The organism is Rhodoferax sp. (assembly GCF_030646845.1).
Classification (GTDB): Bacteria; Pseudomonadota; Gammaproteobacteria; order Burkholderiales; family Burkholderiaceae_C; genus Rhodoferax.
In genome coordinates, this window is record NZ_JAUSLE010000087.1 from 18,962 (window position 1) to 28,176 (window position 9,215).

12 protein-coding genes are annotated in these 9,215 nt (G+C 59.8%); all 12 read left to right on the forward strand.

The annotated features are described in order from the left end of the window. The first annotated feature begins 1 nt into the window (after window position 1). Window positions 2-862: a branched-chain amino acid ABC transporter permease gene (locus Q7T10_RS20520; RefSeq protein WP_304751720.1), complete on the forward strand. Its 861-nt coding sequence runs from the start codon at window positions 2-4 to the stop codon at window positions 860-862. Beyond that, complete coding sequence (locus Q7T10_RS20525; RefSeq protein ID WP_304751722.1) at window positions 859-1,896, forward strand: branched-chain amino acid ABC transporter permease; 1,038 nt, start codon at window positions 859-861, stop codon at window positions 1,894-1,896. The genes Q7T10_RS20520 and Q7T10_RS20525 overlap by 4 nt, the downstream gene beginning before the upstream one ends. After that, window positions 1,896-2,648: an ABC transporter ATP-binding protein gene (locus tag Q7T10_RS20530; RefSeq protein WP_304751724.1), complete on the forward strand. Its 753-nt coding sequence runs from the start codon at window positions 1,896-1,898 to the stop codon at window positions 2,646-2,648. The genes Q7T10_RS20525 and Q7T10_RS20530 overlap by 1 nt, the downstream gene beginning before the upstream one ends. Further along, complete coding sequence (locus Q7T10_RS20535) at window positions 2,641-3,342, forward strand: ABC transporter ATP-binding protein (RefSeq protein WP_304751726.1); 702 nt, start codon at window positions 2,641-2,643, stop codon at window positions 3,340-3,342. The genes Q7T10_RS20530 and Q7T10_RS20535 overlap by 8 nt, the downstream gene beginning before the upstream one ends. A 54-nt stretch (window positions 3,343-3,396) precedes the next feature. Continuing rightward, window positions 3,397-3,885 (forward strand): aromatic-ring-hydroxylating dioxygenase subunit beta, encoded by a 489-nt coding sequence (locus tag Q7T10_RS20540; protein WP_304751728.1) that lies wholly within the window; start codon window positions 3,397-3,399, stop codon window positions 3,883-3,885. A 22-nt stretch (window positions 3,886-3,907) separates the two neighbouring features. Further along, window positions 3,908-4,699, forward strand: a complete 792-nt coding sequence (locus Q7T10_RS20545) for an SDR family oxidoreductase (protein WP_304751730.1) — start codon at window positions 3,908-3,910, stop codon at window positions 4,697-4,699. Between the two features lie 36 nt (window positions 4,700-4,735). Continuing rightward, a complete protein-coding gene (locus Q7T10_RS20550; protein WP_304751732.1) occupies window positions 4,736-5,410 on the forward strand; it encodes a TetR/AcrR family transcriptional regulator in 675 nt (224 codons plus the stop codon). A 117-nt stretch (window positions 5,411-5,527) separates the two neighbouring features. Further along, on the forward strand, window positions 5,528-6,409 hold the full coding sequence (locus tag Q7T10_RS20555; RefSeq protein ID WP_304751734.1) for an alpha/beta fold hydrolase: 882 nt from the start codon (window positions 5,528-5,530) through the stop codon (window positions 6,407-6,409). 35 nt (window positions 6,410-6,444) lie between these two features. After that, a complete protein-coding gene (locus Q7T10_RS20560) occupies window positions 6,445-7,467 on the forward strand; it encodes an amidohydrolase family protein (RefSeq protein ID WP_304751736.1) in 1,023 nt (340 codons plus the stop codon). A gap of 30 nt (window positions 7,468-7,497) precedes the next feature. Beyond that, complete coding sequence (locus tag Q7T10_RS20565; RefSeq protein WP_304751738.1) at window positions 7,498-8,517, forward strand: 2Fe-2S iron-sulfur cluster-binding protein; 1,020 nt, start codon at window positions 7,498-7,500, stop codon at window positions 8,515-8,517. Between the two features lie 14 nt (window positions 8,518-8,531). Continuing rightward, window positions 8,532-8,882, forward strand: a complete 351-nt coding sequence (locus Q7T10_RS20570) for a non-heme iron oxygenase ferredoxin subunit (RefSeq protein WP_304751740.1) — start codon at window positions 8,532-8,534, stop codon at window positions 8,880-8,882. After that, window positions 8,879-9,215 (forward strand): 2-keto-4-pentenoate hydratase (locus Q7T10_RS20575; RefSeq protein WP_370653809.1); only part of this gene is annotated, 337 nt, incomplete at its 3' end. The genes Q7T10_RS20570 and Q7T10_RS20575, both read left to right, overlap by 4 nt.

Here is a 9,215-nt window from a genome sequence, read left to right on the forward strand (position 1 = left end):
GATGAACATCGTCATCGAATACGCGATCAACGGACTGCAAGCGGGGCTCCTGCTGTTCATCATTTCAGCAGGACTCACTCTCAGCTTCGGATTGATGCGTGTCATCAACATGGCGCACGGCTCCTTCTACATGGTGGGTGCTTTCTTGGGTCTGCAGATGGCTGTGCTGTCCGGTTCGTTCGTTGCGGGCCTGGTCACGGCGGCGGTTGGAAGTGCGCTGGTCGGCCTGGCGGTGGAGCGAACCCTGTTTCAGCGCATCTATTCACGCGGGCCATTTGCCCAGATACTGGTGTCGTTTGGTCTGATCTTCGTGTTCGACGAGCTGGTCCGCATCCTCTGGGGCGGCGAAATCCGCGGTCTCGTCAGGCCCGCTGCGCTTAGTAGCACCTATGAATTTGCTGGTGCCCGTATCGAGGGGTACCGTCTGTTCCTGATCGGCTTCGGTGGACTGTTGAGCGGTCTGCTGCTTTGGGGCCTGGTCAAGACGCCGTTCGGCATGATGATCCGTGCCGCCGTGGACGACCGTGAATCCGCTGAACTCCTGGGTGTCAACGTCCGAAAGCTTTTCAGCGTCGTATTCCTAATTGGTTCGGCAGTGGCGGGCATGGCGGGATTCGTGGCCGTTCCGCTGGTGAATGCCTTCCCGGGTATGGGCGACGAGGTTCTCATCTCGGCATTGATCGTGGTCGTGATGGGCGGGCTTGGCTCCGTGTCGGGATCATTGCTGGCCAGTCTGATCATCGGCTTTGTTCTGACTCTCGGTCAGGTGTTCGCCGCCGGCTATGCCCCGGTTGGTATGTACCTTGTTTTAGGGCTGGTTTTGCTGGCACGTCCAAACGGTCTTTTGGGGAAGCCAGAATGAAGACATCGAATACCCCGCTTTCCGGAAAGCCAGTTCAGGCCGTGGTCCTGGCCCTGATTGCCATCGGTTTGCTGCTCGTGCCGAAGCTCTCTGTAGGGTCCGGCATTGAGTTCACGGCCGACATCCTGATCTACGCCATCATGGCGATTGGCCTGTACGTGCAGTTGGCTCTTCTGGGCCTTGTGAACTTCGGGTTCAGTGCGTTTTTTGGGCTGGGTGGTTATCTGGGGGCCATCTTCCTGATGCGTGTGTCGCCAGACCTGCTGACCTCGTTTGTCTTGACAGCGGGGTGCTCTGCCCTTGTCGCCGCGCTGTTTGGCCTGGTTGCGCTCAAGACCAAAGCCACGGCCTTCACCATGATCACGCTCACTTTTTCTCAACTGCTGTACGTGCTGGCTGTGGCGGATGACCGTTGGACCGGCGGCGTCAATGGTCTTACGGGCGTACCGCGCCCTCGTTTGCCTGTCTGGCTCAGCGAGAGCTTCGGGTTGTCGCTGGAGTCAGATGCCGGCTTCTACTACCTCAGCGTCGCGGTGTTTGCCGCGACGGTGTGGTTGGTCTGGGTCCTCAAGCGATCGCGCTTGGGCTCGGTTTTTGCGGGTATTCGCGAGAACGAAGAACGCATGGTGGTATTGGGCTATCCGGTGCAGGCCTACAAACTTGCTGGTTTCGTCATCTCGGGTGTGATTGGGGGCTACGCGGGCTACATGAATGCCATGCTGTTTGGCTATGTGGGGCCTGGCGCATTGTTTTGGACTATGTCGGGCGAAGCGCTGCTCATGGTGATCGTAGGCGGGACAGCGTCTCTCGCAGGGCCGATTGTTGGTGCTGCCGTATTCATCGGTATCTCGCACTACGCTGTGTCGGTCACTGATCACTGGCGTCTGTACGTAGGCCTGGCCTTCATCGCGATTGTGCTTTTCGCCCCCCAGGGGCTGGTGAAGATCCTTCGCGACCGGCTCAGGTTGCCGCAGCGGAAAGGCGGTACAGCGCAGGCACTCACGCCAGTTACGGTCAAGAGGGAGATCGACTGATGAACGCAATTGAACTCAAGGGCGTCGGCAAACGGTTTGGTGACTTTCAGGCTGTGGGTAGCGTGGACTTGGCGATTCCGCCCCAGCAGCATTGCGCACTGCTGGGTCCCAACGGGGCAGGCAAGACTACCCTGCTCAACCTGATCAGCGGCCGGTTGTCATTGAGCAGCGGCAGCATCCTGATCAATGGTCACGACGTGAGCCATGAGCCGGCAGGCAAACGAGCCCGCCTGGGGGTGGGGCGCAGCTTTCAGAAGACCAACATCTTTCCCCAACTCTCGCTTTTGGAAAATGTTCGTCTGGGCCTGCAGGCATTGGAGCTGGCCCGCAACTGGAGCCCCTGGAGCCCTATCGATGCAGATGATGCCCTTCGTGAGCAGGCATGCGCCATGCTGCAGCGCGTCGACATCCGCCGTCCGGTAGAGGTGCTAGCCGAAGATCTCTCCTATGGCGAGCAGCGCCAGCTGGAACTGGCTATCACATTGGCCACGCAGCCGCGCATTGTTCTTCTGGATGAACCCACGGCGGGTATGAGTCCGCCTGAAACCGCCCATGTGCTGGAGTTGATGATGGAATTGCTGCAGGGCCTGACGGTGGTGATCGTGGAACATGACCTCAGCGTGGTGGATCGTATTGCCGATCGCATCGTGGTGTTGGAGCGGGGAGCCGTCATTGCCGATGGAACGCCAACCGACGTCAAGGCGGACAGCCGCGTTCAGCATGCCTACCTCAAAGGGGCGACTCATGCTTGAGGTCTCTCGACTGGCCGCCGGTTATGACCGCTTCGCAGTGCTATCCGATATCGGGTTCCAGATGACCGAGGGAAGCTTCCTGGGCATCGTGGGCCGCAACGGCGTGGGAAAGACCACGCTGCTCAAGACGCTGGCCGGATTGGTCAAATCCTCAACCGGCGCAATCAATTTCCGGGGTCAGGAACTAGCGGGTCTGGACGCCACGCAGCGGGCCCGATGCGGCATCTCTTTGGTGTTGGATCGCAAGGGCATTTTTGCCAGCCTGTCCGTGCTCGAGAACCTCCAGCTAGCACAGCGTCTGGGTTCCACACGCAAAGAACGTTGGAGTCTGGACGACGTGTTATCCATGTTTCCGCGCCTGGCCGAGCGGATCAAGGCACCCGGCGGCGGACTTTCCGGTGGTGAGCAGCAGATGCTGGCGATTGGTCGCGCGCTGTTGACGCAGCCCGACTTGTTGCTGCTTGACGAGCCAACGGAAGGACTGGCGCCGCTGATCGTTCACGAATTAGTCCGGCTGTTGCAGAAGCTGTCCAACAGCGGGCTGACCGCTATCGTCGTCGACCAGCGTCTTGAAACGGTGTTTGACACCTGCGAAGACGTGCTTGTGATGAGTCGCGGTGAGATTGCCGAACGCTCGACGTCAGCTGATCTGCGCAACCACCCAGACGTTCTGGAGAAGCATCTTGGCGTCTAGTCGTCACTGCGACTTGACCTTTCGAACCAATATCTAAACCGAAGGAAGCACATCATGACTGCAAACATCACACGCAACGATGTTGAGGAATTTCTGTACCGTGAAGCGGCATTGCTGGACGGCTGGAAGTTGGAACAATGGCTGACGCTCTTCACCGATGACGCCATCTATCACGTACCGACTGTCGGCACAGCCCCCGAAGTCACACCTGACAACACCCTGTTCTATATTGCCGACGATCGAGCCCGCCTGCGCGAGCGCGTGGTGCGGTTGCAAAAGAAAGCGGCCCACGTCGAGTGGCCGCGTTCACGTACCCGCCACATGGTGACCAACGTGCTCATCGATGAACGCGGCGAGCATGAGCTGAAGGTTTCTGCCGCTTTTGCCGTGCACCGCTTCAAGAATGGTCAGGCAGACGTTTACGTGGGTTCTTATCGTTATCGCCTTGCTGTGGCTGAGGGGCAACTGAAGATCCGCGAGAAGCGCTCAATGCTGGACATGGACGCCTTGCGGCCACACGGCCGTGTCAGCATTCTTCTCTGAGTCAGTCAGGGACAAATCGATCATGAACTTATCGTCCAAATCTTCTGTCACCCCGGGCGCGCGCTTCAAGGGACAGGTCGCCGTGATTACCGGCGCTGCGCAGGGCATCGGGCTGGCCATTGCTGAGGCCTTCGCACGCGAAGGCGCCTCGGTCGCCTTAGCCGATGTCTCCGATGCGGCCCTGCAGGCTGCCGTTCAGAAGATCCAGAAGGATTACTCTGTGTCAGCGATTGGGGTCGTGGGTGACCTATCCACCGAGGCGGGGGCGCAGGCATTGCTGGTGCAAACACAGCAAGCATTGGGAGAGGCCGCCGTACTTGTGAACAACGCAGGTGGCGGCGTGATCTTGCCATTCCTGAGTCATACCCCCGAAACCCTTCGTGCCACCATTGACCGAAATCTCTGGACAACGCTGTGGTGTACCCGGGCTTTCCTGCCCGCCATGCTTCGTCATGGGTATGGCCGCATTGTCAACCTGGGGGCAGATTCGGTTCGCAATGGGTTGGCGGACCATGCTGCCTATAACGCCGCAAAAGGCGGTGTGCATGGGCTCACCACCGGTCTGGCCCGGGAGTTTGCCACTGCAGGCGTGACGATCAATACCGTCGCACCTTGCGCCGTGAACGGCGAGCCGATGCGCAAGTTTTTACTGGAAAAGCCCGAGGTCGCACAAAAGTTCATGAGCGTCATCCCGATGGGACGCGCGGCCGAACTGGAAGAGGTGGCTTCCATGGTGACCTACCTTGCTTCTCCCGACGCCTCGTTCGTCACAGGACAGGTCATCAGCGTAAACGGCGGGAGTACGATGTTGTGAAATCATATCGAGTCCTCAACTTTCCAAATAAAAAAAATGAGCAAACAAGCGACCTCCGATCACGTGGCACAGAAACCCATAGCAACGGCGAAGACGCGGCGTACGCAGACCGAGCGCACCGAGGAGACGCGGCGGCGCATTCTGGACGCTGCCGTGGACGTACTGGCGGCCAAAGGGTATGCAGGGTTTCGGACGGCCGATGTGGCCGAGATGGCAGGTGTCTCCCGGGGCGCCCAGACCCATCATTTCCCTTCCAAGGACGAATTGCTTGTGGCGGTGGTCGAACACGTCTTCAAACGCACAGCGGATCTGGGGCGCAAGCGCGCGCGACGGGTCGGCTCGGTCGACGAAGCGATCAAGATCCTGTTGTCGGACAGTCAGGACTTCTTTTTCAGCGAGCTGTTTCTGATTGCGATGGACCTGGCCATCCAGGGACGACTGACGATTGCCGATGGCAACCCTGTGGGAGATATCTCGGCCTCGTCGCGTCTGCCAGTCGAAGCGAGTTGGTTGGAGGCGCTGATCGAGTCGGGCGTGCCCGAAGCTGTTGCCGAGGACTTGCTCTGGCTGACGATCAGTATTGTGCGCGGCCTTGCAGTGCGGCGTCTCTGGCAAAACGACACACGGCGCTTCAACCGCCTTTTCAGGCTGTGGCGACAAATGGTCGCCTGCTACCTGGAGGCCTTGCCCCACCTTGAACCTCATCCCTGACTGATCCGCGCCTGCCGGGTGCTTTTTGATGGCGTCAAAGCCAAGGCCCCTGTTCGCCCCAAATATTTCTACAACCCGTTCGTTTGATCACATTGATCCCCACACAAGGAGAATCCCATGAGCCTCTGGCTTGATTTTTTGGGCGCTGAAGTTCGCTACGTCAACACCCCCACCTATGGTCGTATCCGCATTGCCGAGGCGGGTCGTGGTAAGCCGGAAGTTATCCTTTTCCAGCATGGCCTCAATGGTCACCTCGAGGCCTACGCCAAGAACTTGTTGGCCCTGTCGGAAAAATTCCATGTCATCGCCTTTGATTACGTAGGCCACGGTCTGTCAGACAAGAAGATAGACGAATACAACCCTCTTGTCTTCGCGGAGCAGCTGCGCGAGCTGATGGACGTACTGCAGATCGAGTTGGCCCACCTATCTGGCGAGTCATTGGGTGGTTGGGTTTCGGGCGTGTTTGCAGCCAAGTACCCGCAACGCGTGCGCCGGCTGATGCTCAATACCGCTGGCGGCATTCCAGTAGTGTCGGCCAAGGGTAAGCAGGACATGCAGAACTTCATGGCCCTGAACAAAGCCAATGTCGATGTCGTGCCCAACCGCGCGACCGTGACAGCCCGGATGCAGTGGCTGATGCACCCCAACAACCACCATCTGCTCAACGAAGAGTTGATCGATCTGCGACTGCGCATTTACCTGTCGGCCGATACACGCCGCGTAGCGCCCACGATCAACGCGGTGATTCAACGACACGACGATTTCCTGATTCCTCTCGAATCGCTGCGTTGCGAGACCTTGTTCCTCTGGACCCAGGACAACCCGATACATGACATCGAGGCCGCCCGTGCCGCAGCTGCACGCGTGTCTGGTAGCCGTTTTTACGTGATGCAGGGCGACGCTGCGCACTGGCCCCAGTACGAAGCGTCTGACGAGTTCAACGCGGTGACGACCCAGTTCTTTACCACGGGCCAGGTGCCGGCGCAGGCCAAGGCCTGAAGACGGTCTAATCCCACGCAGACAAGGTACCCTCGATGGTTTCACACGCACAACAAGACGACGCCGGGCTGATCGACGTGCACACCCACGTGGTGCCGCAATCGTTCCCGGCCTATCTCGGGCGGCACCTGGATGCGCCGTGGCCGTCGATGATGCCTGCACAGGCCTGCCACCAGCATGTCATGGTGTCCGGCGCGGTCTACCGAACTGTCTCGCACCAGTGCTGGGATTGCGCGGCGCGGCAAGCGGACATGGCCGCCCGCAAGATAGGGCGTCAGGTGCTGTCGCCCATGCCGGAGTTGCTGTCGTACTGGATGGCGCCAGAGGACGGTGCCGCCATGTGCCGGTACCTCAACGAAGTGATTGCGTCGATGGTGGCCGACCACCCCGCGCATTTCATGGGGCTGGGTGCCGTACCACTGCAGGACGTGTCGCTGGCCATTCATGAACTGGACGTGGCTATGCACCGGCTCGGTATGGCAGGGGTCGAAATTGCGGGCAACGTCAATGGCACGGTCATTGGTGACCCTCGCTTCCTGCCCTTTTTTGAGGCTGCCGCTGACTGGGGCGCTGCTGTTTTTGTGCATCCGCTGCGGCCCAGTGGTATGGACCGCCTGGTCGGCCCGGCTGCTCTCGAGCAGGTACTGGCCTTCCCTGGTGAAACCGGCCTGGCCGCCGCGTCCATGATCACGGGCGGCACCCTGGCACGCCTGCCCAATCTGCGCATCGCGTACAGCCATGGCGGTGGCAGCCTCAGCGCACTGCTGCCCCGGCTACAGCATGCCTGGCAGTCGTTGCCCAATGTGCGGGATGCCATGCCCATTGAGCCGGCCCAGGCCGCGCGACGCATGTTCTACGACAACCTGGTGTACGACGCCGACACGATTCACCGACTGATCCAGGTCTTTGGTAACAGCCAGATCATGGTCGGTACTGACTATCCGTTTTCCATCATGGACAACGACCCTGTCGGGCGCCTGCGCTCACTGGCGCTGTCAGACGATGTGATTCAACAGCTGCGCTCGGGCAATGCCCGGCGCTGGCTCGACTTGGCATAAGCCTCTGCAAAGAGGCATTCGGGAGACAACATGAACCAACCTGGGTATTCCATCCGTCTTGCGGGAACCGACACCTGCTATACCGTGCCACCCGGAGACAACTTGTTGCGCGCGGGCCTGCGCGCCGGTATAGGCATGCCCTACGAATGCAATGCGGGCGGCTGTGGCTCCTGCAAGTTTGAGGTGGTAAGCGGCGAAGTCGAAGACCGCTGGCCTGACGCCCCAGGCATCAGTGCCAAAGACCGCGCCAAAGGGCGTCACCTGGCCTGCCAGTGCCGCCCACTGTCGAACTGCGAGATCAAAATCCGGGTTAGCGAGTCTTTTGTGCCGGTCGTCCGTCCGGAGTCCTTTGAGGCCGAATACGTCGGCAGCCAACACGTCACGGACGATATCCGCGAGTTCCGCTTTCGCGGCAAGCAACCGGCCCGGTTTCTGCCCGGTCAATACGCATTGTTGGAATTGCCGGGGGTGGGGCAGGTGCGCGCCTACTCCATGTCCAACCAGCCGAATGAGGCGGGAGACTGGAACGTCATGGTGCGAAGGGTGCCGAACGGGAAGGTCAGCAACTTACTGTTTGACGCTTTGCAGGTTGGCCAGTTCGTGCAGATCGACGGCCCGTATGGCTTGGCGAACCTGCGCCCAGAGGCGCCGCGCGATGTGGTGTGTATTGCGGGAGGCTCCGGTCTGGCGCCCATGCTGTCGGTGGCCAACGCGGCCGCCGCGTGTGCCGAACTTGGCGGACGGTCCATCTCGCTCTTCTACGGCGGGCGGGGGCCAGCAGACATTCCTCAATTTGGAGACTGGCTTAGCCAGCCCCACCGTGTGCAGTGCAAAGCGGCGGTGTCGGTGGCTGAGTTGGCAGACCAGGGTGGCTGGACCGGCGAGCGCGGCTTCGTGCACGAGTTGCTGGTCCGCAGTCTTGGTGGCGATTTTGCGACGCGCGAGTATTACCTGGCAGGCCCGCCACCAATGATAGAGACGGTGGTACGTGCCTTGATGGTGGACCATCAAGTTCACGCCACCCAGATTCACTACGATCGATTCTTCTGAAAGAGATAAGCACCATGGAACAGAAAGACCCACTGACGGCCATTAACGAGATGAGGCTGTGCCGCATTGACGTCATCGAAGATGGCGAGGCATTGCGCCTGGAGATTGATGGCCGCCCGCCGCTGGCAGTCTTTCATGCCAATGGCGAGTTCTACGTGACGGACGACACGTGCTCGCACGGAGATGCTTCGCTGTCGGAGGGAAGCATTGAGGACGGCCACGTCGAATGTCCCTGGCATTCCGGTCGTTTTTGCCTGAAGACGGGCTCCGCATTGACGTTTCCCGCAGTCACACCTATCAAAGTCTACAAAACCATCGTCCGTGAAGGCGAGTTGTTCATCCAAACCGAACCCGATCCATCGTGAACTCATTCCAAAATTCCTCCTTGCTGCATGCAGCAGAAGCCCTGCGCCAGGCACGTATGGCACGCAGTCCAGTGCCCCCAATTTCCGCTAGTCACGGCATCACAGGTCTGGAAGCGGCGTATTCGGTGGCCGAAATCAACACCCGCGCTCAGCTCGCTGCGGGTCGTCGCATTGTGGGCCTGAAGGTGGGCCTGACCTCCAAAGCCGTGCAGCAGCAACTGGGCGTGGACCAACCCGACTTTGGCGTCCTGTTCGACGACATGGAATACCTCAACGCGCAAGACGTTCCGATGGCCCGCCTGATGCAACCCAAGGTCGAAGCGGAAGTCGCTT

What these genes read in the sequence shown, in the direction of transcription:
- Q7T10_RS20570 (WP_304751740.1), top strand. Translation starts at nt 8,532, where the DNA reads ATGGAACAGAAAGACCCACTGACGGCCATTAACGAGATGAGGCTGTGC.
- Q7T10_RS20555 (WP_304751734.1), top strand. Translation starts at nt 5,528, where the DNA reads ATGAGCCTCTGGCTTGATTTTTTGGGCGCTGAAGTTCGCTACGTCAAC.
- Q7T10_RS20520 (WP_304751720.1), top strand. Translation starts at nt 2, where the DNA reads ATGAACATCGTCATCGAATACGCGATCAACGGACTGCAAGCGGGGCTC.
- Q7T10_RS20550 (WP_304751732.1), top strand. Translation starts at nt 4,736, where the DNA reads ATGAGCAAACAAGCGACCTCCGATCACGTGGCACAGAAACCCATAGCA.
- Q7T10_RS20530 (WP_304751724.1), top strand. Translation starts at nt 1,896, where the DNA reads ATGAACGCAATTGAACTCAAGGGCGTCGGCAAACGGTTTGGTGACTTT.
- Q7T10_RS20535 (WP_304751726.1), top strand. Translation starts at nt 2,641, where the DNA reads ATGCTTGAGGTCTCTCGACTGGCCGCCGGTTATGACCGCTTCGCAGTG.
- Q7T10_RS20565 (WP_304751738.1), top strand. Translation starts at nt 7,498, where the DNA reads ATGAACCAACCTGGGTATTCCATCCGTCTTGCGGGAACCGACACCTGC.
- Q7T10_RS20560 (WP_304751736.1), top strand. Translation starts at nt 6,445, where the DNA reads ATGGTTTCACACGCACAACAAGACGACGCCGGGCTGATCGACGTGCAC.
- Q7T10_RS20525 (WP_304751722.1), top strand. Translation starts at nt 859, where the DNA reads ATGAAGACATCGAATACCCCGCTTTCCGGAAAGCCAGTTCAGGCCGTG.
- Q7T10_RS20545 (WP_304751730.1), top strand. Translation starts at nt 3,908, where the DNA reads ATGAACTTATCGTCCAAATCTTCTGTCACCCCGGGCGCGCGCTTCAAG.
- Q7T10_RS20540 (WP_304751728.1), top strand. Translation starts at nt 3,397, where the DNA reads ATGACTGCAAACATCACACGCAACGATGTTGAGGAATTTCTGTACCGT.